The organism is Rhodovulum strictum (assembly GCF_009649175.1).
Lineage (GTDB): Bacteria > Pseudomonadota > Alphaproteobacteria > Rhodobacterales > Rhodobacteraceae > Rhodovulum > Rhodovulum strictum.
Genome location: NZ_WJPO01000027.1, coordinates 14,099 through 37,359 on the forward strand (window position 1 = coordinate 14,099; position 23,261 = coordinate 37,359).

Annotated in this window: 22 protein-coding genes, 1 pseudogene and 1 riboswitch; of the genes and pseudogenes, 14 read left to right on the top strand and 9 right to left on the bottom strand. The window is 67.8% G+C overall.

Annotation, left to right across the window (positions count from 1 at the left end):
* Position 1: 1 nt before the first annotated feature.
* From peaB to GH815_RS14830, 5 genes are read left to right on the top strand one after another with little or no spacing between them, the layout of a single operon-like run.
* Complete coding sequence (peaB, locus tag GH815_RS14810) at positions 2–1,432, top strand: quinohemoprotein amine dehydrogenase maturation protein (protein ID WP_153749542.1); 1,431 nt, start codon at positions 2–4, stop codon at positions 1,430–1,432.
* Positions 1,429–1,776, top strand: a complete 348-nt coding sequence (gene qhpC / locus GH815_RS14815; protein WP_153749543.1) for a quinohemoprotein amine dehydrogenase subunit gamma — start codon at positions 1,429–1,431, stop codon at positions 1,774–1,776. Before peaB ends, qhpC begins: the two co-directional genes overlap by 4 nt.
* A 5-nt stretch (positions 1,777–1,781) precedes the next feature.
* Positions 1,782–2,858 carry a quinohemoprotein amine dehydrogenase subunit beta gene (peaD, locus tag GH815_RS14820; protein WP_153749544.1) on the top strand — a complete coding sequence of 359 codons (1,077 nt, stop codon included), beginning with the start codon at positions 1,782–1,784 and terminating at the stop codon, positions 2,856–2,858.
* A gap of 3 nt (positions 2,859–2,861) precedes the next feature.
* Positions 2,862–3,530 carry a subtilisin-like serine protease QhpE gene (gene qhpE, locus GH815_RS14825; protein WP_343030898.1) on the top strand — a complete coding sequence of 223 codons (669 nt, stop codon included), beginning with the start codon at positions 2,862–2,864 and terminating at the stop codon, positions 3,528–3,530.
* Entirely contained in the window at positions 3,527–5,272 is a 1,746-nt protein-coding gene (locus tag GH815_RS14830; protein WP_153749545.1) for an ABC transporter ATP-binding protein, read from the top strand. Before qhpE ends, GH815_RS14830 begins: the two co-directional genes overlap by 4 nt.
* Here GH815_RS14830 and qhpR read toward each other — a convergent pair.
* From qhpR to GH815_RS14855, 5 genes are all read right to left on the bottom strand, one after another.
* A complete protein-coding gene (qhpR, locus tag GH815_RS14835) occupies positions 5,167–6,132 on the bottom strand; it encodes an AraC-like transcriptional regulator QhpR (RefSeq protein ID WP_153749546.1) in 966 nt (321 codons plus the stop codon). The two genes, GH815_RS14830 and qhpR, sit on opposite strands and share 106 nt — an antisense overlap.
* A gap of 150 nt (positions 6,133–6,282) precedes the next feature.
* Complete coding sequence (dctP, locus tag GH815_RS14840; RefSeq protein WP_153749547.1) at positions 6,283–7,371, bottom strand: TRAP transporter substrate-binding protein DctP; 1,089 nt, start codon at positions 7,369–7,371, stop codon at positions 6,283–6,285.
* A gap of 27 nt (positions 7,372–7,398) precedes the next feature.
* The gene (locus GH815_RS14845; RefSeq protein ID WP_211365097.1) at positions 7,399–8,721 is read right to left on the bottom strand and encodes a TRAP transporter large permease; all 1,323 of its coding nucleotides are present in this window, start codon (positions 8,719–8,721) and stop codon (positions 7,399–7,401) included.
* Positions 8,711–9,211 carry a TRAP transporter small permease subunit gene (locus GH815_RS14850; RefSeq protein ID WP_153749548.1) on the bottom strand — a complete coding sequence of 167 codons (501 nt, stop codon included), beginning with the start codon at positions 9,209–9,211 and terminating at the stop codon, positions 8,711–8,713. The genes GH815_RS14845 and GH815_RS14850 overlap by 11 nt, the downstream gene beginning before the upstream one ends.
* Before the next feature lie 301 nt (positions 9,212–9,512).
* Positions 9,513–10,379, bottom strand: a complete 867-nt coding sequence (locus GH815_RS14855; protein WP_153749549.1) for a branched-chain amino acid aminotransferase — start codon at positions 10,377–10,379, stop codon at positions 9,513–9,515.
* A 182-nt stretch (positions 10,380–10,561) separates the two neighbouring features.
* On the opposite strand from GH815_RS14855, the gene GH815_RS14860 reads away from it, so the two are divergent.
* The 6 genes and pseudogenes from GH815_RS14860 (at position 10,562) to dxs (ending at position 15,833) form a co-directional block, all read left to right on the top strand.
* On the top strand, positions 10,562–11,077 hold the full coding sequence (locus GH815_RS14860) for a MarR family winged helix-turn-helix transcriptional regulator (RefSeq protein ID WP_153749550.1): 516 nt from the start codon (positions 10,562–10,564) through the stop codon (positions 11,075–11,077).
* Positions 11,074–11,781 (top strand): response regulator, encoded by a 708-nt coding sequence (locus tag GH815_RS14865; RefSeq protein ID WP_153749551.1) that lies wholly within the window; start codon positions 11,074–11,076, stop codon positions 11,779–11,781. Before GH815_RS14860 ends, GH815_RS14865 begins: the two co-directional genes overlap by 4 nt.
* 39 nt (positions 11,782–11,820) lie before the next feature.
* Positions 11,821–12,756, top strand: coding sequence for a histone deacetylase family protein (locus GH815_RS14870; protein ID WP_153749552.1), 936 nt, complete (start codon positions 11,821–11,823; stop codon positions 12,754–12,756).
* A complete protein-coding gene (locus GH815_RS14875; protein ID WP_153749553.1) occupies positions 12,753–12,995 on the top strand; it encodes an exodeoxyribonuclease VII small subunit in 243 nt (80 codons plus the stop codon). The genes GH815_RS14870 and GH815_RS14875 overlap by 4 nt, the downstream gene beginning before the upstream one ends.
* Position 12,996: 1 nt before the next feature.
* Positions 12,997–13,866 (top strand): polyprenyl synthetase family protein, encoded by an 870-nt coding sequence (locus tag GH815_RS14880; RefSeq protein ID WP_153749554.1) that lies wholly within the window; start codon positions 12,997–12,999, stop codon positions 13,864–13,866.
* A 32-nt stretch (positions 13,867–13,898) separates the two neighbouring features.
* A pseudogene (dxs, locus tag GH815_RS14885) lies at positions 13,899–15,833 on the top strand (1-deoxy-D-xylulose-5-phosphate synthase).
* Here the strand turns inward: dxs and aroC are convergent.
* Positions 15,830–16,933 (bottom strand): chorismate synthase, encoded by a 1,104-nt coding sequence (gene aroC / locus GH815_RS14890; protein ID WP_153749555.1) that lies wholly within the window; start codon positions 16,931–16,933, stop codon positions 15,830–15,832. The pseudogene dxs and the gene aroC overlap by 4 nt on opposite strands.
* Positions 16,934–17,026: 93 nt before the next feature.
* A riboswitch (TPP riboswitch) is annotated at positions 17,027–17,134 on the top strand.
* A gap of 38 nt (positions 17,135–17,172) precedes the next feature.
* Between aroC and thiB the strand changes: the two genes are divergently transcribed.
* From thiB to GH815_RS14905, 3 genes are read left to right on the top strand one after another with little or no spacing between them, the layout of a single operon-like run.
* The gene (thiB, locus tag GH815_RS14895; RefSeq protein ID WP_153749556.1) at positions 17,173–18,162 is read left to right on the top strand and encodes a thiamine ABC transporter substrate binding subunit; all 990 of its coding nucleotides are present in this window, start codon (positions 17,173–17,175) and stop codon (positions 18,160–18,162) included.
* Positions 18,138–19,709 carry an ABC transporter permease family protein gene (locus GH815_RS14900; RefSeq protein ID WP_153749557.1) on the top strand — a complete coding sequence of 524 codons (1,572 nt, stop codon included), beginning with the start codon at positions 18,138–18,140 and terminating at the stop codon, positions 19,707–19,709. The genes thiB and GH815_RS14900 overlap by 25 nt, the downstream gene beginning before the upstream one ends.
* Entirely contained in the window at positions 19,696–20,388 is a 693-nt protein-coding gene (locus GH815_RS14905) for a thiamine ABC transporter ATP-binding protein (RefSeq protein WP_153749558.1), read from the top strand. Before GH815_RS14900 ends, GH815_RS14905 begins: the two co-directional genes overlap by 14 nt.
* 127 nt (positions 20,389–20,515) lie before the next feature.
* Here GH815_RS14905 and GH815_RS14910 read toward each other — a convergent pair whose 3' ends face one another.
* Genes GH815_RS14910 through petA form a run of 3 tightly spaced genes read right to left on the bottom strand, consistent with a single transcriptional unit; the run spans position 20,516 to position 23,234 of the window.
* Positions 20,516–21,304 (bottom strand): cytochrome c1, encoded by a 789-nt coding sequence (locus GH815_RS14910; protein WP_153749559.1) that lies wholly within the window; start codon positions 21,302–21,304, stop codon positions 20,516–20,518.
* A gap of 17 nt (positions 21,305–21,321) precedes the next feature.
* Positions 21,322–22,665: a cytochrome b gene (locus tag GH815_RS14915; RefSeq protein ID WP_153749560.1), complete on the bottom strand. Its 1,344-nt coding sequence runs from the start codon at positions 22,663–22,665 to the stop codon at positions 21,322–21,324.
* 11 nt (positions 22,666–22,676) lie between these two features.
* The gene (gene petA / locus GH815_RS14920) at positions 22,677–23,234 is read right to left on the bottom strand and encodes a ubiquinol-cytochrome c reductase iron-sulfur subunit (RefSeq protein ID WP_343030900.1); all 558 of its coding nucleotides are present in this window, start codon (positions 23,232–23,234) and stop codon (positions 22,677–22,679) included.
* Between the last annotated feature and the right edge of the window lie 27 nt (positions 23,235–23,261).

The following is a 23,261-nucleotide window of genomic DNA, read 5'->3' on the forward strand; positions in this document are numbered from 1 at the left end:
GATGGGAATGCTGGCCTTCATCCCCGAGAATGCCCACCGGGTCGAGGTAGACGGGCGCGCGATGCTGATGCATGTGCCCTCGACCGGGCTGTATGAAATGGACGCGGTGGCGCGGGACGTGTTCGACCTGTTCGCGCGGGCGGGCGTGGCGGATGCCGCGGCGCTGCGTGCGGAACTGGGCGGGCGGCATGCACCGGGCGCGCTGGCCGATTGCGTGGCAAGTTTCGTGGCCCTCGACATCCTGCGCGATGCCGCAAGCCCCGCCGCCCCGATCCGGATTGCCCGGGTCGAGGATGTGCCGCTCTCGACGATCGTGCTGAACGTCAACACGGGCTGCAACCTCTCCTGCACCTATTGCTACAAGGAGGATCTGACGACCCCCGCCAAGGGCGAGAAGATGACCCTGGAAACCGCGGTGGCGGCCTTCGAATTGCTGCTGCGGCAGGCATCGGGGCGGGATCGGGTCAATGTCGTCTTTTTCGGGGGCGAGCCGCTGACCAATATCGCGCTGATCCGGCAGGTGGTCGAGTACGCCGAGGCGCGGGTGGCCGAACTGGGCAAGAGCGTCGATTTCTCGCTGACCACCAACGGGATGCTGTTGTCAGAGTCGCTGGTCGACTGGCTGGATGCGCATCGCTTCGGGCTGACGGTGTCGATGGATGGCCCCAAGGCGCTGCATGACGTGAACCGGCGGACCGTGGGCGGGCGGGGAAGCTATGACACGGTGGCGCGGAATGTGCGGATGCTGCTGTCGCGCAATCGGTCGCGGCCCGTGGGTGCGCGCGTGACGCTGACCCGCGGCGTGACCGATGTGCTGGCGATCCATGACCATCTGCGACACGATCTGGGCTTTGCCGAGGTGGGATTTGGGCCTGCAACCTCCGGCCCGGTGTCGGTCTTCAACCTGGAAGGCGCGGCGCTGGGGCGGGTGTTCGAGGACATGAAGACGCTTGGGCAACGCTATGTCGAGGCCGCGATACGGGGCGAGAATATCGGGTTCTCGAACATGCACCAGTTGCTGACCGACATCGCGCAGGGCACGAAAAAGGCGGTGCCCTGCGGCGCCGGGCTGGGGATGCTGGCGGTCGACAAGGCGGGCGATCTGCATCTGTGCCACCGCTTTGTCGGGTCGGACCAGCCGACCTATGGCAATGTCGAGACCGGCATCGACGTGCCGCGCCTGGCGGGCTTCATCGAGGGGGCGCAGGATCGCAGCGGCTATGGCTGCCGGACCTGCCGGATCCGGTCGATCTGTGCGGGCGGGTGCTATCACGAGGCTTACGCGCGGCAGGGCGATCCGTTCGCGCCGGTCTATCATTATTGCGACCTGATGCGGGACTGGGTCGATTTCGGGATCATTGCCTATACCCGCATCATGCAGGCCAATCCCGATTTCTTCCGCCGCCATCTTCAGCCGAGGAGAGCCCAATGAAACACCTGACCCCCGCCAATACCCGGGCCAAGGCGATGGACGAGGCCCTTGCGGCCGATCCCGCCGGTCCCGCAGAGGGCAGCGCCGAGGAAGTGCTGGCCATGAACGCGCTGGTAGGTTGCACCACCTCGTTCGATCCGGGCTGGGAAATCGACGCCTTTGGCGGTGTCGCCAACCTGTGCCAGCCGATGGAGGCCGATCTTTACGGCTGCGCCGATCCCTGCTGGTGGCCCGCGCAGGTGCCCGACACGATGACCACCTATCCGAACTGGACCGAGAACGCGCCCGCATCGGAAGCGGACTGGCGCCAGTTGCAATCGGTCTTTCCCCGGCTGAAAGGGTGACGAGGATGAGAACGCTGACCGCCCTGCTGGCCCCTGCCCTGCTGGCCGCCGCCGCGCCCGCGCAGGCCCGGGACTACCTGATCGCACCGACCCGGCCCGACCGGCTGGTGATCGTCGATACCGAGGCGATGGCGGTGGACAAGGTCATCACCATCGACATGGCCGCGCCGCTGCCCAGCCTGCCGGTGGTCAGCGCGGATGGCCGCCGCGCCTTTGTCATCGTCGCGCAGAACGAGGAAATCGTCGAGATCGACCTGGAAAGCGGCGAGGAAGTGCAGCGCCTGATCCTGGGCACCGAACAGGAACGGGTGAAGGCGCTGTTCGGGATGGACCTGTCGCCCGATGGCACGACGCTGGCGGTCTATGAAAGCCCGGTGGGGCTTTTCAAGAACCATTTCGAGGTGCGGCCCACGCGGCTGTCGCTGTATGATACGGCGACGGGCGCGCTGAAGGCCCGGGCCGAGGCGCCGCGGCAGGTCACCGTGATCGCCTATTCGAAGGATGGCAGCCGGATCTACGGCATGGGCCGCGAGATGCATGTCTTCGACGCCGCGACCGGGCAGAAGGTGGATGAATTGCCGATCCATGGCTGGGGCAAGGGCGAATATGTCCAGCCCGACGTTCTGGACGCCTGGTCGCAATTCGAGGTGGCGGGGATGGTCACGACGCCCTTCTACACCTTCCGCGAGGATGGCGATCCCGAAGACCCGGAGGCCTATCGCACCGGGCTGCTGACGCTGGATCTGGAGACCGGCGAGATGGTGATGAAGGACGCGGAGGCGACCGACATCTTCTATTTCTCGACCGTGGCCGATCCGGCGAAGCAGCGGATCTTCGGCGTCTACAACCAGTTGGCCAGTTTCGATCTGGAGACGCGGGCGCCGATCAAGCGGGTGAACCTGCCGCACAGCTATTACTCGGTGAATGTCTCCAGCGATGGCAGCACGGTCTATATCGGCGGCACGCTGGGCAATATCGGGGTCTATGATGCCGACACGCTGGAGAAGAAGGGCCAGATCGACCTGCCGGACGGGCATTCGATGTCGCTGGCCTCGGTTCGGCTGTTCACGCGCGACGAGTAGGCGGTGGCGGGCCGCCCCCCGATCGTCGGCGTGATCGACAGCGGCGGTGCTGTCGACGATCTGGCGGGTGGGCGGCTGTTTCTGCCCGACGGCACATGGGTCGCGGCGCGGCCTGACCTTCTGGGGCATGGAACGGCGGTGGCCGGGGTGATCCGGCGCGGGGTGCCGGGCGTGCAGATCGTTCATGCGCAGGTGTTTCAGGATCGCCCGGTGACGACGGCAATCCAGGTCGCGGGCGCGCTGGACTGGCTGGCGGGGCGGAAGGCGGATGTGATCTGCCTGAGCCTGGGGCTGGCGGCGGATCGCGCGCCGCTGCGCCGCGCGGCGCTGGCCGCGGTGGCGGCGGGGCGGATCGTGGTCGCGGCGGCGCCTGCCCGCGGGGGGCCGTGCTATCCGGCGGCCTATCCCGGCGTGATCGCGGCGACGGGAGATGCGCGCTGCGGCTGGGACGGGCTGTCGGTGCTGGCGGGCGGCGTGATCGGGGCCTGGTGCGGCTCGCCCGAACAGGGCGGGGCGGGTCAGGGCGGCGCGAGTCTCGCGGCGGCGCGGGTGGCGGGGCATCTGGCGGCGCGGATCGCTTCGGGGGCGGGCTTTGCCGATGGGGCGGCGGCGCGGGACGCGCTGGCGGGCGCGGCGCGGTTTCACGGGCCCGAATGCCGGGGCTGCGCATGAGCGGGGCGGCACGCTTCGGCCGGGGGGCGGCGCGGGTCTTCTTCGGGTCCTGCGCGGCGGGCTGGCTGGGGCCGGTGATCGCGCGGGCCTCGGGCGGCATCGCGGTCGTGCTGGCGGTGTCGCTGCTGGCGGTGGTGCTGGGGCTGGCCACACCGTGGCTGACCAAGCAGTTCATCGACGAGGGGCTGGTGGCGCGGGATGCGCAGGCGGTCTGGACCTGGGCCTTGGCGGCGTTCGGCGTGGGGCTGGCGGCGCTGGGGATGGGCGTGGTCAATGCGCTGCTGCATCTGCGGTTTTCGGCGCGGATGCTGGCCGATCTGCGCGGGCGGGCGATGCGGGCCAGCCTGCTGCGCGATCCGCTGGCGCCGCCCAAGCCCGTGGGCGAGATGGCGGCACGGATCGACGGGGATACGGCAGAGATCCAGCGCTTTGCCTTTGACGGGCTGCTGGCGGCCTTCGGGTCGATCCTGCGGCTGATGGGCGGCGGGGCGATGCTGATGGTGCTGGACTGGCGGCTGGCGCTGATCCCGATTCTGGCGGCGCCGCTGGAACTGGGCTTTCTGGTCTGGGCACGCGGGCGCACCACGGCGCGGGCCGAGGATGTGCGCGAGATGCGCGGCGCGGTGTCGAGTTTCGTGATCGAAAGCCTGTCGAGCCTGCCGACGCTGCGCGCGCTGGGCGCGGGCGGTGCGCGGGCCGGGGCGCTGGAGCCGTTGCAGACAAGCCAGATCGCGGCGCTGGAGCGGCAGCGGCGCTGGCTGGAACTGGTGGGCGCGGTGCCGCAGGTAATCGCGGCGGCGGTGCGGCTGTCGGTGCTGCTGATCGGCGGACTGTGGGTGGTGCAGGGCGACTGGCAGATCGGCGCGCTGATCGCCTTTCTGGCCTATATCGGGATGCTGACGGGGCCGCTGCGCAATCTGCTGGGGCTGTATCATGCGCAGGCGCAGGCGCTTGTCTCGGCGGGGCGGCTGGCCGATCTGATGGAGGACGGGGCCGAGGAGGCATCGGGCCGGGCGCTGCCGCAGGGGGCGGCGCTGGGGTTCGAGGCGGCGCGGGCGGCAATGGCGGATCACGCGCCGGTTACGACGACGATCCCGGCGGGGGCAAGGGTGCTGATCGACGGGGCCTCGGGCGCGGGGAAATCGAGCCTGATGCATCTGGCGCTGCGGCTGGCAGCCCCGGCGCCGGGGGGCAGGGTCACGCTGGACGGGTTGGATGTGCGCGCGCTTGACCCCGTGGCGCTGCGCCGGGCGGTGGCGCTGGTGCCGCAGCGCGGAACGCTGCTGGCGATGAGCCTGGCCGACAATCTGCGGCTGGCCGATCCGGGGGCGTTGGACGCACGGTTGTGGGATGTGCTGGAGCAGGCCGATCTGGCCGATTGGGTGCGGGCGCAGGGCGCGGGGCTCGATCTGATGCTGACCGAGACGGGGGCGAACCTGTCGGGGGGCGAGCGGCAGCGGATCGCCTTGGCCCGCGCGCTGTTGCTGCCGTTCCGGGTGCTGATCCTGGATGAAAGCCTGTCGGAGGTCGATGCGGCCTCGGCGGGGCGGATTCTGGCGACGCTGGACGCGCGTTACGCCGACCGAACGCGGATTTTCATTGCCCATGCGGGACCGGCGCGCGAGGGGCGGTTCGATCAGCGGATCACGCTTTCCTCGCGCCCGCCCGAGCGGCGCAATTCGCGGGGCGATTCGCCGAACCAGCGCGAAAACGCGCGGGAAAACGCGGTCTGGTCGGAATAGCCCAGCGCCAGCGCGATCTCGCTGAGGGGCAGCGCGGTGCGGGTCAGCATCGCGTGGCCGCAGGCACGGCGGCATTCGGCCAGCAATTCGGCGAAGCTGGTGCCCTCGGCATCGAGATGGCGGCGCAGGCTGCGGCGCGACAGGCCCAGTTGGCGGGCGATGGCGTCCTGATCGACGGGGGCGTGGCCGATCCGCTCGAAGATGGCGAAGCGCACGCGCGAGGACAGCCGTTCGGACCGGCGATGCTCGGCGATCGTGCGGTCGAGCATCCGCAAGGCTTCGGGGAAGGAACCGTCGCTGGCCGGGGCGCGGCGGTCGAGCATCTGGACGGGAAAGGCGATGGCATTCTCGGGCGCCCCCATCCGCGGCGGGCGGCGCAGGGCGGCGGCAAGGGGGGCGCTGCGCGCGCAGGGGGCATGTTCAAAGGCGATGTCGCGGATGGCGGAGGTGGGGGTGCCGAACTGCCCGGCGATGCGGGCGATGAAGCCCAGCGTCAGTTCGGAATCGGCCCGGCGCGGCCAGATCCGGCAATCGAGCACGCGATAGGTGAAGCGGGCCTGATCGCCCTCGACCTCGAACCGGGCGCTTGTGCCCGATTGCAGCGCGGGAAAGCCCTGCGCCAGACAGCGCAGCGCCGCGCCAAGCGTGTCGGCGCGGCCGACCGCCTCGCCCAGCGGACCCAGATCGGCAAAGGCAAGGGACCGGCCCTGCGACCAGGAGACCAGCGGATCGGGGTTATCGGCGCGCATCCGTTCCAGCCTGGCGACGAAATCGGCCAGCGCCATGGCGGGCGGGGTGTCGGCGCAGGCGGGGGGCACCAGCGCGGTATAGGGGCGGCTGAGAATCCAGGACGCGTCCATGGGGCTGACCTGTCGAGCGTTCACGAAGACGTTAACAGCAGGTCCGGCGGCGGCCTACGGATTTGTTGGCCTTGCGACAGGTATGCCGGGACAACCGAACGGAAAAGGGGCCCGCATCGCTGCGGACCCCCGTTTCGCGAGTGGTAAGCGTCAGTTGGCGCAGGCGCGGATTGCCTCGATATCGGGGCCGTTCGGCGTGCGGCCGAGGTTGAAGGGCGCCGAGGCGTCGCGCCATTTGGCGTAATCGGCCAGGTATTCGAGCTGGCTGAGATAGACCTTGGCCGAGTTCGGGTTGGCACAGGCGGTTTCGACGATCACCTCGTTGGCGATTTCCTGCACGCGGGCCAGCGTCTCGTCGTCATAGCGGGTGATCTCGACCGCTTCATCGAACTGGGCATAGGCTTCGGTCGCGCGCCGTTCGGTGAAGGCAAGCGACCACAGCAGCGTCGCATTGGCCGCCACGCGCAGCTTTTCCTGCGTCTCGGGGGACAGCGCATCCCAGGCCGATTTGTTGATCATCACGCCGAACAGCGAAGCCGACTGGTGCCAGCCGGGCGTGGCCCAGTATTTCGTCACCTGCTGGAAGCCGCCCGACCAGTCGACATTCGGGGTCGAGAATTCCGCACCGTCGATCACGCCGCGTTCGAGGGCCTGATAGATTTCGCCCCCTGCCATGGATACCTGGCTGCCGCCAAGCCGTTCGAGGATCTTGCCCTGTTCCAGACCCGACAGGCGCAGCCGCTTGCCCTGAAGATCCTCGAGCGAGCGGATCGGAGAGTTGGTGCGGAAGCCGGATTCGTTGTTGGTCACGCCATAGGGCAGGTAGACCATTCCGTAATTGCCGTAGATCTCGTCATAAAGCGCCGCCCCGCCCCATTCGAGGATCCAGTTCACATAGTCGACGGCGTTGAACAGGCTGGCGGTGGTGGCCAGCGGCGAGAAGGCGGCATCGCGCCCGGCCCAATAGCCCGGCCAGTCGCCGCCGGCCTGGATCGTGTTGCTTTCGACCGCGCCGAACACCTCGCCCGCGGGCACCAGCGCGCCGCCCTCGTAGAAGTCGATGGTCAGATCGCCCGCAGTCAGCTTGTTGGCGAGATTGACAAAATGGCGGTCGATCTCGATCAGTTCCAGCGACGAGGGCCAGGTGGTGGTCATGGTCCAGCTATCGGCGGCCAGCGCCGGGACCGACAGGCTTGCCGCCAGCGCGAAGCCTGCGAACAGGGTGGTCTTGGTCGTCATGGTCTTTCTCCTCCGGTTTTGGTCTTGTCAGCGTCCGTAGAACTGCCCGGGCAGCCAGGTCACCAGTTGCGGGAACATGGCCACCGCCAGGCACATCAGCAGGATCAGCCCGATGAAGGGCAGCACCCCCACGATGATCTGCGCGGTCCTGACGCTGGGGGGCGCGATCGCCCTGAGATAGAACAGCGCATAGCCGAATGGCGGCGTCAGGAACGAGGTCTGAAGCACCACGGCCATCAGCACCACGAACCACAGCAGGTCGATGTTCAGTTCCTGCACGATGGGCAGGAAGATCGGGAAGGACAAGAGCACGATCCCGGTCCAGTCGAGGAAGGCGCCCAGCAGGAAGACGATGAACAGCAGCATCGCCATCAGCATCCAGGGTTCCATGTCGAGGGCGCGGATGATCTCCTGCGTGGCCCTGAGCCCGCCGGTGATGTTGAAGACCCCGGTAAAGGCCGTGGCGCCGATCACGATGAACAGGATCATCGCCGAGGTGCGCGCGGTTTCGATCAGCGCGCTGTAGAAGGTCTTCAACTCGAACTTGCGCCGGGCCACGACGATGCCGAGCGCCAGGAACACACCGATGGCCGAGGCTTCGGTTGCCGTCGCGATCCCGGCCAGCAGCGAGCCGAGGATGCCGAGGATCAGCAGCAGGGGCGGCACCGCTTCGAGCAGGAGCATGCGGAACAGCGCGCCGCGGCCGATCTTGTCGTCGGCGGGCACCGGGGGCGCCATGTCGGGGCGCACAAGCGCCACGAGGATGACCCAGACCGCATAGAGCAGGCCCAGCAGCACGCCGGGGATCATCGAGCCCGCGAACAGCTCGCCCACCGACAGCGGCGAATAGCTGGCCATCAGGATCAGCATGATCGAGGGCGGGATCAGGATGCCCAGACAGCCCGAGGCCGCGATCAGGCCCGAGGCCATGGTGGGGCTGTAGCCGTATTGCAGCATCGGGCGCAGCGCCATGAAGCCCATCACCGTGATCGAGGCGCCGATGATGCCGGTGGTCGCCGCCAGCAGGATCGAGATGAACACCACCGCCAGCGCCATCCCGCCCGGCAACCCCGCCAGCAGCAGGCGCAATGTCTCGAACATCTTGTCGGTGACGCCTGAATCCGACAGGAATCGCGCCATCAGGATGAACAGCGGAATGGCGATCAGCGTGTAATTGTCCAGCACGTCGCCGAAGACGCGGTTGACCACGATCCCCAGCACCATCGGCTTGCCCGCCGCAAAGGCCCCGATCACCGCAGCGCCACCCAGAACGAAGGCCAGCGGGTGCCCCATGAACAGGCCCAGCAGCAGCAGGCCGAACATCAGAAGGGCGATCAGTTCAGGTCCCATGGGGCGCTTCCGTCCGGTTGAACAGCAGTTTCAGCACTTCGCAGACGCCTTGCAGCAGCAAGAGCCCCGCCGCCACGCACATCGCCGCCTTGAGCGGATAGACCGGCAGTTGCACCGCGCCATAGGTCGTTTCGCCCTGCGCCCAGGACCGCGCGGCGAATTCCCAGCTGCGGCGGAAGAAGATCCAGGCAAACGGGAAGAAGAAGACCAGATAGCCCGCGACATCGACCCAGCGCCGCATGCCGGGGCGCATGTGTTCGGTCAGCAGATCGACGCGCACATGGCTTTGATGGCGCAGCGCATAGCCGCCCAGCAGGATGAAGTAGAAGCCGAACATCTGCTTGGTGACGTCGAACGCCCAGCGCGTGGGGCTGTTCAGCACATAGCGCATGAAGACATCGTAGACGATGACCGTGGCGAAGCCGAGGGCCAGAACCGCGACGGTGCGGCCCACGATTTCGTTCAGCCCGTCGATGGCGCGGATCAGCATGCGCGCCCTCCCCCGCAGCCCTGTCTGGCGCCGGGATTGGCCGAAAGTCGGATACCCGGCGCAGACCGCCGGTTCGCGGCCCCATGGGGCCTGTCGGTGTTCCTGCCGAGCATTCCCCCTCCCCGGAGTCCGCCACGTGGAAATGAACGTACGTTCAGAAAGAACCGTTTCGCAGGCCGCTGTCAACCGCCACCCGGCGCGCCGCAGCCTGCCCGGGTTTTATGGCCTGCCACCGGTGCCCGGGTCAATGGCGGCCAGCCGCCCCGCCAAGGGCAGCCGGCCGGATCGCCGCAGGTCGTGCTCAGGCGCGGACGAGTTTCTCGTAGGCGTCGACCATCTCGCGGGCCATCGTTCCGACCTCGAAATTGTAGTCGCCGATCTGGCCCACCGGCGTCACCTCGGCCGCGGTGCCGGTCAGCCAGCATTGCTGGAAGCCCTCCAGTTCATCGGGCATGATGTGGCGTTCATGGACCTTGATCTGGCGGTCCTTCAGCATGCCGATCACGGTCTGGCGGGTGATGCCGTTCAGGAAGCAGTCCGGTTTCGGGGTGTGCACCTGGCCATCCTTGACGAAGAAGATGTTGGCCCCGGTCGCCTCGGCCACATAGCCGCGATAGTCGAACATCATCGCATCCGAACAGCCCTTGGCCTCGGCCGCGTGCTTGGACATGGTGCAGATCATGTAAAGTCCGGCGGCCTTGGCCTGGCTGGGCGCGGTGGCCGGGTCCGGGCGGCGCCATTTCGAGATGTCGAGCTTCGCACCCTTGAGCTTGGCATCGCCATAATAGGCGCCCCATTCCCAGGCCGCGACCGCCACACGCACCGGGTTGCGGCGCGAGGCGACGCCCATATCCTCACCGGCGCCACGCCAGGCAAGTGCGCGGACATAGGCATCGGTCATGCCGTTGGCCTGCATCACCTGCGCCTTGGCCGCCTCGATCTCGTCGACCGAATAGGGGATCTCGAAGTCGATCAGGTTGGCCGAGGTCTTCAGCCGCTCGGAATGCTCGCGCGACTTGAAGATCCTGCCGCCATAGGCACGCTCGCCCTCGAAGACCGACGAGGCATAGTGCAGCGCATGGGTCAGCAGATGCACATTGGCCTCGCGCCATGGCACCAGTTTGCCATCCATCCAGATAAAGCCGTCGCGGTCGTCATAGCCAGTCATGGCGCGTCCTCTTCGCTTGCCCCTCGGGGCGGTCCATTTCCGAATGTTGCGCGCTTTAGGTCCGGTTCGGACATAATATTGCGCCAAATTCACGGCTCGCTACCAGTTGAGTCTTGGAAAGTCAACAAGGCTGACATAAGATCACCCAAGGAGTGGACAAAGCTGACAGGGATGGGGGCGACATGGCGCAGGGCGCATCCGCGGTCGCGCAGAAAGGCGGCGAAAGCCTGCTTTTCCTGACCGACGAACAGCTTCGCAAGGGGATCGAGGCGATGTTCTTCGCCTATCGCGGCTTCACCGCCGATCCCGACCGCATTCTGGAAGAACACGGCTATGGCCGGGCGCATCACCGGGCGATCCATTTCATCCACCGCGCGCCCGGAACGACGGTCAACAACCTGCTGTCGATCCTTGGCGTCACCAAGCAGTCGCTGAACCGGGTGCTGCGCGCGCTGGTCGAGGATGGGCTGGTCGAGGCGCGCGTGGGCCATCGCGACAAGCGCGAGCGGCATCTCTACCTGACCGAGTCCGGCGCCGCGCTGGAACAGCAGCTTTCGGATGCCCAGCGCGAACGGATGCGCGCGGCCTATCGCGCGGCGGGGCCGGTGGCGGTGGCGGGCTTCCGGCAGGTGCTGGAGGCGATGATGGATCCCGAGATCCGGCGCCATTTCGACAGGCTGACGGAAAGCGGCCGATGACCGTCGAGACAGGGATTCACCTGTTGATCGTCGACGACGACGCCCGGATCCGCGATTTGCTGCGCAAGTTCCTGTTGCGAAACGGCTTTCTGGTCAGCACCGCGCGCGATGCCGGGCATGCGCGGCGGCTGCTGGGGGGGCTCGATTTCGACCTGATCGTGATGGACGTGATGATGCCGGGCGAGGACGGGGTGTCCTTTACCCGGTCGATCCGGCACGAGATCGCGACGCCGATCCTGTTGCTGACGGCGCGGGGCGAAACCTCGGACCGGATCGCGGGGCTGGAGGCGGGGGCCGACGACTACCTGCCCAAGCCCTTCGAGCCCAAGGAATTGCTGCTGCGGATCAACGCCATCCTGCGCCGCGCCCCGCCCGCCCGCGCCCCTGCCGAGGATCTGCCCAAGGTGCTGCATCTGGGGCTGGTGCGCTATGATGTGGGCCGGGGTGAGTTGTGGGCGGGCGATGCGCGGGTGCGGCTGACCGCGACCGAGGCGCAATTGATGCGCATCTTTTCGGCCCGGCCCGGCGAGGCGGTCAGCCGCACCCGGCTGGTCGAGGAGCTGGGCCGCGACGGCGATCAGGCGCAGGAACGCGCGGTCGATGTTCAGATCACCCGGCTCAGGCGCAAGATCGAGGCCGACCCGCGCCAGCCGCGCTATCTTCAGACCGTGCGCGGCGAAGGCTACATGCTGGCGCCCGATTGAGCCTTGCCGGGCCGCGCCCTGCCCCCTAGCCTTCGGGCCATGACAACCGCGCTCATCACCCATCCCGACGCCCTGACCCATGTCACGCCCCCCGGCCATCCCGAACGGGTGGCCCGGATCGAGGCCGTGAACGAGGCGCTGACCGCGCCCGAATTCACCTTTCTGATCCGCGAGCCCGCGCCCCTGGCCGACGCATCGCAGGCGCTGCGCGGCCATCCGCAGGGCTATATCGACAAGCTCAGGGCGGCGGTGCCGGTCTCGGGCGAGGTGGCGATCGACCCCGACACATGGTTGTCGCCGGGGTCGTGGCAGGCGGCGCTGCGTGGCTTGGGCGGGTGCCTGCGCGCGGTGGACATGGTGCTGGGCGGCGAGGCGACGAATGCCTTTGTCGCGATGCGCCCGCCCGGCCACCATGCCGAAGCGCGGCGCGCGATGGGGTTCTGCCTGCTTTCGAACGCGGCAATCGCGGCGAAATACGCGCTGGACCATCACGGGCTGGAACGGGTTGCGGTGGTGGATTTCGACGTGCATCACGGCAACGGCACGCAGGACATCCTGTGGGACGAGCCGCGCGCGCTGTTCGTCTCGACCCACCAGATGCCGCTTTACCCCGGCACCGGCGCCCCCGAAGAACGCGGCGCGCATGACAACATCCTGAACCTGCCCCTGCCGCCCTATTCGGACGGCGCGCGTTTTCGGGCCGAGATAGAGACGAAAGCGCTGCCCCGGCTGGACGCCTTTGCGCCGGAACTGGTGATCGTGTCGGCGGGTTTCGATGCGCATCGGGCCGACCCGCTGGCGCAGCTTGATCTTGAAACCGGGGATTTCGCCTGGGTCACGGAACGGCTCTGCGACATCGCGCAGGCCCATTGCAGCGGCAAGGTGGTCTCGACACTGGAGGGCGGCTATGATCTGGATGCGCTGGCCGCGTCCGTCGCGGCGCATGTCAAGGTGCTGATGGAGCGGGGCGCATGACCGGAAAGCCGGTATCCGAGATGAGTTTCGAAGAGGCCATGGCGGCGCTAGAGGCGGCCGTCACGGCGCTGGAGCGGGGCGACGTCCCGCTGGAGGAATCGATCACGCTGTCGGAACAGGCTGCAACGCTGAAGCGGCATTGCGAGAAGAAGCTGAAGGAAGCCGAGGAAAAGGTCGCCCAGATCGTGCTGGACGCGAACGGCAACCCGACCGGCACCACCCCCGTCGAAGGGATGTGACATGCTTCAGACACGGATGAAGGGCGCCGCCGCGCTGATCGAGGCGCGGCTGATCGAGGCCCTGTCGGGCGCCGCCGACCAGCCGGTGACCCATGCGATGCGCTATGCGGTCGCGGGCGGCAAGCGGCTGCGGGGTTTTCTGGTGATCGAGGGGGCGGCGCTTTACGGCGTTCCGGCCGGTCAGGCCGTGCATGCGGCCGCCGCCATCGAGGCGATCCATGCCTATTCGCTTGTCCATGACGACATGCCCTGCATGGATGATGACGATCTGCGCCGGGGCCTGCCCACGGTTCATCTCAAGTGGGACGAGGGCACCGCGCTTCTGGTGGGCGATGCGTTGCAGACGCTGGCCTTCGAGATGCTGGCCGACCCCGCCTGCCATCCCGACCCGGCCGTGCGGATCGACCTTGTGGCCGCGCTGGCGCGGGCCTCGGGCATCGACGGCATGGTGCTGGGGCAGGCGCAGGACATAGCCGCCGAAACCGCCGGACGGGCGCTGAGCCTGGCCGAGATCACCGAGTTGCAGGCCAACAAGACCGGCGCGCTGATCCGCTGGTCGGCCGAGGCCGGGGCGCGCCTGGGCGGCGCCGATATCGCGCCGCTTTCGGCCTATGCAACCGCGCTGGGGCTGGCCTTCCAGATCGCCGACGACATCCTCGATGTCGAGGGCGACGTGGAAAAGACCGGCAAGCGCGTGCAGAAGGATGCCGATGCGGGCAAGGCGACCTTTGTCTCGCTGCTGGGGCTCGACGGCGCCAAGGCACGGGCGCAGGCGCTGGTCGACGAGGCCTGTGCCGCGCTCGATCCCTTCGGCGCGCGGGCAGACCTGTTGCGGGACACCGCCCGCTTCGTCATCTCCCGCGATACCTGAAACGCGCAATCCGCCCCGGGAGGGCAGACCCCTTGACCCACCGTCCGCCTACGCCGCTGCTCGACCGCGTCACCAGCCCGACCGACCTCAAGGGCCTGTCCGATGCCGAACTGATCCGGTTGGCCGACGAATTGCGGCAGGAAACCGTTTCCGCCGTTTCCGTGACCGGCGGGCATCTGGGGGCGGGGCTGGGCGTGGTGGAACTGACCGTGGCGCTGCATGCGGTGTTCGACACGCCGCGCGACCGGCTGATCTGGGATGTCAGCCACCAATGCTATCCGCACAAGATCCTGACCGGACGGCGCGACCGCATCCGCACCCTGCGCCAGAAGGACGGGCTGGCGGGGTTCTGCAAGATGAAGGAAAGCGAATACGACGCCTTCGGCGCGGGCCACTCCTCGACCTCGATTTCCGCCGCGCTGGGCTATGCGGTGGCGCGCGATCTGGGATCCTCGCCCGAGGCGGGCGTGGGCGATGCGATTGCCGTGATCGGCGACGGGTCGCTGTCGGCGGGCATGGCCTATGAGGCGCTGAACCATGCCGGGCATCTGAAGACGCGACTGTTCGTCATCCTGAACGACAACGAGATGTCCATCGCGCCGCCAGTCGGTGCAATGTCGAGCTATCTGAACCGGCTTTACGCGGGTGCGCCGTTCTAGGAATTCAAGTCGCTGGCCAAGGGGGCGGTCGGTTTCCTGCCCCCGGCCTTTCAGGAGGGGGCCAAACGCGCCAAGGATCTGATCAAGCAGGCCGCATTGGGCGGCACGCTGTTCGAGGAACTGGGCTTTTCCTATGTCGGGCCGGTCGATGGGCACGATCTGGAACAGCTCCTGCCGATCCTGCGCACGGTCAAGGCCCGTGCCACCGGGCCGATGCTGATCCATGTCATCACGAAAAAGGGCAAGGGCTATGCCCCCGCGGAAAACGCACCCGATTGCGGGCATGGGGTCAGCCCCTTCGACGTTGCGACCGGCGAACAGAAAAAGGCGGTGGCCAATGCGCCCAGCTATACCAAGGTGTTCGCAAATGCCCTGATCGCCGAGGCGCGGACGGATCGCAAGGTGGTCGCGGTGACCGCGGCCATGCCGGACGGCACCGGGCTGAACCTGTTTGCCGAACGCTTTCCCGAACGCACCTTCGATGTGGGCATCGCCGAACAGCATGCCGTGACCTTCTGCGCCGGGCTGGCGGCGGGCGGGCAGAAGCCCTTCTGCGCGATCTATTCGACCTTCCTGCAACGCGGCTATGACCAGATCGTGCATGACGTCGCGATCCAGCGGCTACCCGTGCGCTTTGCCATCGACCGGGCCGGGCTGGTTGGGGCCGACGGGCCGACGCACGCGGGCGCCTATGACACCGCGTTTCTGGCGAACCTGCCCGGTTTCGTGGTGATGGCCGCCGCGGACGAGGCCGAGCTGGTGCATATGGTGGCAACCGCCGTGGCGCATGACGAGGGGCCGATCTCGTTCCGCTTCCCGCGCGGCGAAGGCGTGGGGATCGAACTGCCCGAAAAGGGCACCCCGCTGGAAATCGGCAAGGGCCGCATCATCGCCGAGGGCGAGCGCGTGGCGCTTCTGAATTTCGGCGCGCGGCTGAAGGAGGTGCGCGAGGCGGCACAGGCGCTGGCCGCCCATGGCATCCGGCCCACCATCGCGGATGCCCGCTTCGCCAAGCCGCTGGACGAGGACATGATCCTGCGCCTTGCCCGCACGCATGAGGCGGTGATCACCATCGAGGAAGGCGCGGTGGGCGGCTTCGGCAGCCATGTGGCACAGCTTTACGCAGACCGGGGGGTGTTCGATCGCGGGCTGAAATTCCGTTCGATGGTGCTGCCCGACATCTTCATCGACCAGGCGAGCCCGGCAGACATGTACGCGGTCGCCCGGATGAACGCGCGTGACATCGAGGCCAGGGTGATCGAGGTTCTGGGCGCCTCGGGGCTGGCGATGCGGCAGGCCGGGGCCTAACCGATCCGGCCCCGCACCCCGCCGGTCTGACCGCGATCAAGCAGCAGGTGGTCGAGGATCACGCAGGCCATCATCGCCTCGCCCACCGGCACGGCGCGGATGCCGACACAGGGATCGTGACGCCCCTTGGTGACGATCTCGGTTTCCTCGCCCGCGCGGGTGATGGTGCGCCGCGGCGTCAGGATCGACGAGGTCGGTTTCACGGCAAAACGCACCACCACATCCTGCCCGGTCGAGATGCCCCCCAGAATCCCGCCCGCATGGTTCGTCGAGTAGACCGGCTGGCCATCCGCGCCCAGCGTGATCTCGTCGGCATTCTCGACACCGGTCAGCGCGGCGGCGGCCATGCCCTCGCCGATCTCGACCGCCTTGACGGCGTTGATGCTCATCATCGCGGCGGCCAGATCGGCGTCGAGCTTGCCATAGACCGGCGCCCCCAGACCCGCGGGCACGCCCTGCGCGACCACCTCGACCACGGCGCCGACGGAATTGCCCGACTTGCGCATCTCGTCCAGATAAACGGCCCAGTCCTCGGCGGTGCGGGCATCGGGGCACCAGAACGGATTCGTCTCTATCTCGGCCCAATCGAAGCGTTCGCGGTCGATCAGATGCGGCCCGATCTGCACCATGTAGCCAGTGATCCGGATATCGGGCGCCAGCATCGCCAGCGCGGCGCGCGCAATACCGCCCGCCGCAACCCGCGCCGCGGTTTCGCGCGCCGAGGACCGGCCGCCGCCACGATGATCGCGGATGCCGTATTTCTGCCAATAGGTGATGTCGGCGTGCCCCGGCCGGAAAGCCTGGGCGATCTCGCCATAATCCTTCGACCGCTGGTCGGTATTGCGGATCATCAACTGGATCGGCGTGCCGGTGGTCCGCCCCTCGAACATGCCCGACAGGATTTCCACCGCATCGGGTTCCTGGCGCTGGGTGGTAAAGCGGTTCTGCCCCGGCCTGCGCCGGTCCAGCCAGTGCTGGATCATCCCCTCGTCCAGCGCCACGCCCGGCGGGCAGCCATCGACGGTCGCCCCCAGCGCGGGCCCGTGGCTTTCGCCCCAGGTGGTGACGCGGAACAGGTGGCCGAAACTGTTCAGGCTCATGCGGGCTCTCCTCGTGGCGCGTTTGGCATAGCGGGCGGGCGCCGCCCCCTCAAGAGCTTTGCCTTGCGGGCGGGGCTATGGGGCGTTAGCGTTGGTTCTACCTCGGGGTGCCCCGTCATGGGGCTGAGATGCGGAAAGGCCCGCGAACCCGTCGAACCTGACCCGGTTAGAACCGGCGGAGGGAAGGTGACTGGACAACCTCCACCCTTGCCCGACCGCCCCGCAAACGGAGGATGACCATGCGACTGCCGATCATCGCCGCGGGGATCCTGTGTGCCACGACTGCCGTGGCCGAGACCCCCGTGCTGACCGTCTATACCTATGACAGCTTCGTCTCGGACTGGGGTCCGGGGCCGAAGATCGAGGCCGCGTTCGAGGCCGTCTGCGGCTGCGACCTGCGCCTTGTGGCGGCGGGTGATGGCGCGGCGCTGCTGGCGCGGCTGCGGCTGGAAGGCGCGCGGACCGAGGCCGATGTGGTGCTGGGGCTCGACACCAACCTGACGGCGGCAGCGGCCGAAACGGGGCTCTTCGCACCGCATGGAATCGAACCGCCCGCGCTGGATCTGCCGGTTGCGTGGGACGACACCACCTTCCTGCCCTATGATTGGGGCCACTTCGCCTTTGTCTACGACAAGACCCGCCTGCCCGAACCGCCCGACAGTTTCGAGGCACTGATCGCCGCCGAGGGGCTCAAGATCGTCATCCAGGATCCGCGCAGTTCGACGCCGGGGCTGGGCCTGCTGATGTGGGTCAAGGCCGCCCATGGCGACCGCGCGCCCGAGATCTGGGCAGGGCTTGCCCCGCGCATCCTGACCGTGACCAAGGGCTGGTCCGAAGCCTATGGCATGTTCCTGCAAGGCGAGGCCGACATGGTGCTGAGCTATACCACCTCGCCCGCCTATCACCTGATCGCCGAGGGCGACGACAGCAAGGCCGCCGCCGGGTTCGCCGAAGGCCATTACCTTCAGGTCGAAGTCGCCGGCCGCGTCGCCTCCTCGGACCAGCCGGAACTGGCACAGGATTTCCTGCGCTTCATGCTGTCGGATGCGTTCCAGTCGGTGATCCCGACGACCAACTGGATGTATCCCGCCGTAACGCCCGAAGCCGGGCTGCCCGAGGGGTTTCAGACCCTGTTCCGGCCCGAAACCTCGCTTCTGCTGCCGGCGGACAGGGCCGCGGCGGTCCGTGACGCGGCACTGGCCGAATGGCGCGACGCGCTCAGCCGCTAGGGCTTGCGCTGCCCGCGGGGCTGGCCGCGGCGGGCGCGATGCTGGGGCTGAGCCTTGGCACGCTTGCCGCGGTCGCCTGGCGGGCCGAGGGCGCATCGACGCTTGGCCCAGCCGATTGGGCGGCGGTGCGCTTCACGCTGACCCAGGCGCTGCTGTCGGCGGCGCTGAGCGTCACGCTGGCGGTGCCGGTGGCCCGGGCGCTGGCCCGGCGCCGGTTTCCGGGCCGCGGGCTTCTGATCACGCTGCTCGGCGCGCCCTTCCTGCTGCCGGTGATCGTCGCGGTGCTGGGGCTTCTGGCGGTGTTCGGGCGTAGCGGGCTGATCTCGCAGGCGCTGGCGCCGCTGGGGCTGGGGCCCATCGACATCTACGGGCTCCGAGGCGTGGTGCTGGCGCATGTGTTCTTCAACCTGCCGCTGGCAACGCGGCTGATCCTGCAAGGCTGGCTTGCAATCCCGGCCGAACGGTTCCGGCTGGCGGCCTCGCTTGGCTTTACTGCGCACGATGTGGCGCGGCGGCTGGAATGGCCGATGCTGCGCAGCGTGCTGCCCGGCGCATTCCTCGTGATCTTCCTCATCTGCATGACCAGCTTCGCGGTGGCGCTGACGCTCGGCGGCGGGCCGCGGGCGACGACCGTGGAACTGGCGATCTACCAGGCTTTCCGGTTCGAATTCGATCTGGGCCGCGCCGCCCTTCTGGCCCTGATCCAGTTCGCGCTTTGTGCCGGGGCCGCGGCGCTGGCCTTTGCGGTGGCGGTGCCGGGCGGCTTCGGCGCGGGGCTCGACCGGCCGCTCGCGCGCTGGGATGCGGGCGGGGTCTGGCTGCGGGTACTGGACGGGATGTGGATCGCGCTGGCGGCGCTGTTCCTGCTGGTGCCGCTTGCGATGATCGTGGCGCGCGGGCTGGCGGGGGTCACCGACCTGCCGCCCTCCGTCTGGCAGGCTGCAGGGCGCTCGCTGGCCGTGGCGCTGGGCTCGGCGGCGCTGACGCTGGCGCTGGCCTTGCCGATTGCGTTGGCGGCGGTGCGGCTGGGCGGGCCGCGCGGGGCAGCCTTGCAGGCGGCGGGGCTGATGGCGATTGCCGCCTCGCCGCTGGTGATGGGCACCGGGCTTTTCATCCTGCTCTTTCCGCTGGCCGATCCGGTCGCGCTGGCGCTGCCGCTGACCGCGTTGGTGAATGCGGCGATGAGCCTGCCCTTCGCCCTGCGCGCCCTGACCCCCGCCATGGCCGAGGCCGAAGCGGGGTTTGGACGGCTCGCCGACAGCCTGGGGCTGCGCGGCGCCGTCCGGCTGCGGCTGGTGCTGCTGCCCCGGCTGCGGCGGCCCATCGGGTTCACGCTGGGGCTCTCCGCTGCGCTCTCGATGGGCGATCTGGGCGTCATCGCCCTGTTTGCCGATCCGGGCCAGGCCACGCTGCCCTTGCAGCTTTACCGGCTGATGGCCGCCTACCGGATGGAGGCAGCGGCAGGCGCGGCACTTCTGCTGCTGGCGCTCAGCCTGGGGCTGTTCTGGATCTTCGACCGCGGAGGGCGCGTCAATGCTCAGGCTTGAGCGGCTGGAAATCGTTCAGGGCGCGTTCCGCCTCTCGGCCGACCTCGCCATCGAGACCGGCAGGATCATCGCGCTGCTCGGCCCTTCGGGCGCCGGGAAATCCACGCTTCTCGACGTGATTGCGGGCTTCCTGCCGCCGACATCGGGCCGGGTGCTGTGGAATGATGCCGATCTCGCCCCGCTGGCGCCGGGCGCGCGGCCGCTCTCGATGCTGTTCCAGGACAACAACCTCTTTCCGCATCTGAGCGCGGCGCAGAATGTCGGCCTTGGCCTGCGCCCCGACCTGCGACTGTCCGCCGATCAACGCCGCGCGGTCGATCTGGCATTGGCCCGGGTCGGGCTGGAGGGTCTCGGCGCACGCAAGCCTGCGGAACTGTCGGGCGGCCAGCGCAGCCGGGTGGCGCTCGCGCGGATGTTGCTGCGCGGCCGCCCGCTGATGCTGCTGGACGAGCCCTTCGCCGCCCTTGGCCCCGCGCTCAAGGCCGAGATGCTGGGGCTGGTCGCGGACCTGGCCCGGGAAACCGGCGCAACGGTCCTGCTGGTGACGCATGACCCGGCCGATGCAGGCGCCATTGCAGACGAGACCGTTCTGGTTGCCGACGGGATCGCCCATCCCCCGCGCCCGACCCGCGCGCTTCTGGCCGACCCGCCCGCGGCGCTGAGCGCCTATCTGGGCTGATCCGCATCCTTCTTCTGGCCGGAAATATCCTCGGGGGGTCCGGGGGGCAGACGGCCCCCCCGGCGCCGACACCTGCAAAAGGAAAAACGCGCCCCGAAGGGCGCGTTTCCCGTCGATCCCGATGGGATCAGACCTGTTTCTTGGGCTTGTAGGGCGCCCAGAGCCGCTTGTTCGTCAGGTAAAGCAGAACCGTCAGCACGGTCAGGAACATCACCGAAACAAAGCCCGCCTGCTTGCGCGCCATCATCCCCGGCTCGGCCGCCCACATCAGGAAGGCCGCAACGTCCTTGGCCTCCTGCTGCATGGTGGCCTCGGTGCCGTCGGCATAGGTCACGTCATCGCCGTAAAGAACCGGGGCCATCTGCACCCAGTTGGTCGGGAAGACGTGGTTGTAGTAGAAGAACGACCCTGCCTCTTCCTTCACGTCATCCGTGAAACCGGTCAGGTAGGAGGCGATGTATTCCGCCCCGCCCATGCCCTTGAAGAGCTGGTTGAGACCGGTGCCGTTCGGCCCGTGGAACCCGGCCCGCGCCTTGGCCATCAGGCTGAGGTCGGGTGCGTTCGGGTCCATCGACTCGGGGAAGTGGTCGGTCGGCCCGGCCGGACGCCAGTCTTCCAGCTCTGCGTCGAACACCTCGAAGGTGGCGGCGTATTCGCGCATCGCATCCGGGCTCAGGCTGGGGCCGCCCGGATCGGCAAGCGTCCGGAAGGCCACCAGTTCCAGCCCGTGGCAGGCCGAACAGAGCTCGGTATAGACCTGAAGACCACGTTGCAGCTGGGCCTGATCGTAGCGGCCGAAGGGCCCCTCGAACGAGAACTTGTAGTCGGTCACATGCCCCGAGCCGCCGGCGGCGAGGGCGCCGCCCGCCCCGAGGGTCAGGGCGGTCAGCGCGGTGATCGTGAGTTTCTTGAACATTCTTCCGATCCCTTCTCTCACTCGGCGGGGCTGGTGGCGGCTTTGCCGCTGGCTGCACCGTCGCCGTAGTGGGCGTTGAAGTCTTCCTCGATCGTGTCCGGCTGCGGCAGCGGCTTCTCGATCACACCGAGCACTGGCAGGATCACCAGGAAATAGGCGAACCAGTAGGTCGACCCGATCAGCGCGACCGTGGTGTAGATGCCCTCGGCCGGCATGGCCCCCGCCCACATCAGGACGAAGAAGTCGATCACGAGCAGCCAGAACGCCACCTTGAACATCGGACGGTAGCGGCCCGAGCGGACATTCGAGGTGTCGAGCCAGGGCAGCAGCGCCATCACCAGGATCGAGCCGAACATGGCCAGCACCCCGAAGAACTTGGCATCGACAATACCCAGCGTCAGCCAGTCGGTCAGCGCGACCGCCCAGACTTCGGCATCGAAGGCCCGCAGGATCGCGTAGAAGGGCAGGAAATACCATTCGGGCACGATATGCGCCGGGGTCGCCAGCGGATCGGCGGGGATGTAGTTGTCGGGATGGCCGAAATAGTTCGGCATGAAGCCGACGATGGCAAAGAACACCACCAGAACCACGCCCAGCGCGAACAGATCCTTGATCACGAAATAGGGCCAGAACGGCAGGGTGTCGCGGTCGGCTTCGTCACGCGAGGTACGGCGCACCTCGACCCCGGTGGGGTTGTTGTTGCCGGTCGTGTGGAAGGCCCAGACATGGACGATGGACAGGCCAAGGATCACGAAGGGCAGCAGGTAGTGCAGCGAGAAGAAGCGCGTCAGCGTCGGGCTGTCCACGGCCGGGCCGCCCTGCAACCAGGTCAGAAGGTCGCTGCCGATGAACGGAATGGCACCGAAAAGCCCGGTGATCACGGTCGCGCCCCAGAACGACATCTGTCCCCAGGGCAGCACGTAGCCCATGAACGCGGTCGCCATCATCGCGAGGTAGATCAGGATGCCGATGATCCAGGTCAGTTCACGCGGCGTCTTGTACGAGCCGTAATACATGCCGCGGAAGATGTGCAGGTAGACCGCGACGAAGAACAGCGAGGCGCCGTTCATGTGCAGGTAGCGGATGAAGTCGCCGCCATTGACGTTGCGCATGATGTGCTCGATCGAGGCAAAGGCCATGTCGGCATGCGGAACGTAGTGCATCGCCAGCACGATGCCGGTGACGATTTGCAGCACCAGCGTAAAGAACAGCACGACGCCCCAGATCCACATCCAGTTGAGGTTCTTGGGGGTCGGAATCATCAGGGTGTCGTAGACAAGGCCGACGATCGGCAGGCGCCGATGCAGCCACATCTCGGAGCCCGATTTCGGCTCGTAGTGATCGTGAGGAATACCGGACATCGGGTGCTCCCTTAACCGAGTTGGATGGTCGTCTCGTCCACGAAGGACGCGACCGGGATGTGGAGGTTCTGGGGAGCCGGCCCCCGGCGGATACGGCCAGCGGCATCATAGTGCGAGCCGTGGCAGGGGCAGAACCAGCCGCCGTAATCGCCCGACTGGTTGCCGATGGGCACGCAGCCCAGATGGGTGCAGACGCCGGTCATCACCAGCCACCGCCCCTCGTCGTCCATGGTGCGGTTCTGGTCGGTCGCCTGGCCCGGCTTGTTGGGGTTGCGCGAGTCGGTATCGACCAGATCGCTCAGCGCCACGGAACGAGCGTTGTCGATATCCTCCTGCGTGCGCAGGCGGATGAAAACCGGCTTGCCCAGGAACTTGACCGTCAGCTGCTGGCCTTCGACGACCGACGAAACATCGATCCGGATCGAGCTGAGCGCCTGCACGTCGGCAGAGGGGTTCATCTGATTGATCAGCGGCCAGATCGCCGCCCCGGCGGTCACGACACCAGCGCCCGCCGTCGCGTAGTAAAGGAAATCGCGGCGGGTACCGTCGTGATCTTCTGCGTGCGACACGAGAAATTCTCCTTTCCATGACCGGAT

Bases quoted from the DNA above. Each gene is read 5' to 3' on its own strand.
- peaB (WP_153749542.1), top strand. From the start codon at position 2: ATGGGAATGCTGGCCTTCATCCCCGAGAATGCCCACCGGGTCGAGGTA.
- qhpC (WP_153749543.1), top strand. From the start codon at position 1,429: ATGAAACACCTGACCCCCGCCAATACCCGGGCCAAGGCGATGGACGAG.
- peaD (WP_153749544.1), top strand. From the start codon at position 1,782: ATGAGAACGCTGACCGCCCTGCTGGCCCCTGCCCTGCTGGCCGCCGCC.
- GH815_RS14830 (WP_153749545.1), top strand. From the start codon at position 3,527: ATGAGCGGGGCGGCACGCTTCGGCCGGGGGGCGGCGCGGGTCTTCTTC.
- qhpR (WP_153749546.1), bottom strand. From the start codon at position 6,132: ATGGACGCGTCCTGGATTCTCAGCCGCCCCTATACCGCGCTGGTGCCC.
- dctP (WP_153749547.1), bottom strand. From the start codon at position 7,371: ATGACGACCAAGACCACCCTGTTCGCAGGCTTCGCGCTGGCGGCAAGC.
- GH815_RS14845 (WP_211365097.1), bottom strand. From the start codon at position 8,721: ATGGGACCTGAACTGATCGCCCTTCTGATGTTCGGCCTGCTGCTGCTG.
- GH815_RS14850 (WP_153749548.1), bottom strand. From the start codon at position 9,211: ATGCTGATCCGCGCCATCGACGGGCTGAACGAAATCGTGGGCCGCACC.
- GH815_RS14855 (WP_153749549.1), bottom strand. From the start codon at position 10,379: ATGACTGGCTATGACGACCGCGACGGCTTTATCTGGATGGATGGCAAA.
- GH815_RS14860 (WP_153749550.1), top strand. From the start codon at position 10,562: ATGGCGCAGGGCGCATCCGCGGTCGCGCAGAAAGGCGGCGAAAGCCTG.
- GH815_RS14865 (WP_153749551.1), top strand. From the start codon at position 11,074: ATGACCGTCGAGACAGGGATTCACCTGTTGATCGTCGACGACGACGCC.
- GH815_RS14870 (WP_153749552.1), top strand. From the start codon at position 11,821: ATGACAACCGCGCTCATCACCCATCCCGACGCCCTGACCCATGTCACG.
- GH815_RS14875 (WP_153749553.1), top strand. From the start codon at position 12,753: ATGACCGGAAAGCCGGTATCCGAGATGAGTTTCGAAGAGGCCATGGCG.
- GH815_RS14880 (WP_153749554.1), top strand. From the start codon at position 12,997: ATGCTTCAGACACGGATGAAGGGCGCCGCCGCGCTGATCGAGGCGCGG.
- aroC (WP_153749555.1), bottom strand. From the start codon at position 16,933: ATGAGCCTGAACAGTTTCGGCCACCTGTTCCGCGTCACCACCTGGGGC.
- thiB (WP_153749556.1), top strand. From the start codon at position 17,173: ATGCGACTGCCGATCATCGCCGCGGGGATCCTGTGTGCCACGACTGCC.
- GH815_RS14900 (WP_153749557.1), top strand. From the start codon at position 18,138: ATGGCGCGACGCGCTCAGCCGCTAGGGCTTGCGCTGCCCGCGGGGCTG.
- GH815_RS14905 (WP_153749558.1), top strand. From the start codon at position 19,696: ATGCTCAGGCTTGAGCGGCTGGAAATCGTTCAGGGCGCGTTCCGCCTC.
- GH815_RS14910 (WP_153749559.1), bottom strand. From the start codon at position 21,304: ATGTTCAAGAAACTCACGATCACCGCGCTGACCGCCCTGACCCTCGGG.
- GH815_RS14915 (WP_153749560.1), bottom strand. From the start codon at position 22,665: ATGTCCGGTATTCCTCACGATCACTACGAGCCGAAATCGGGCTCCGAG.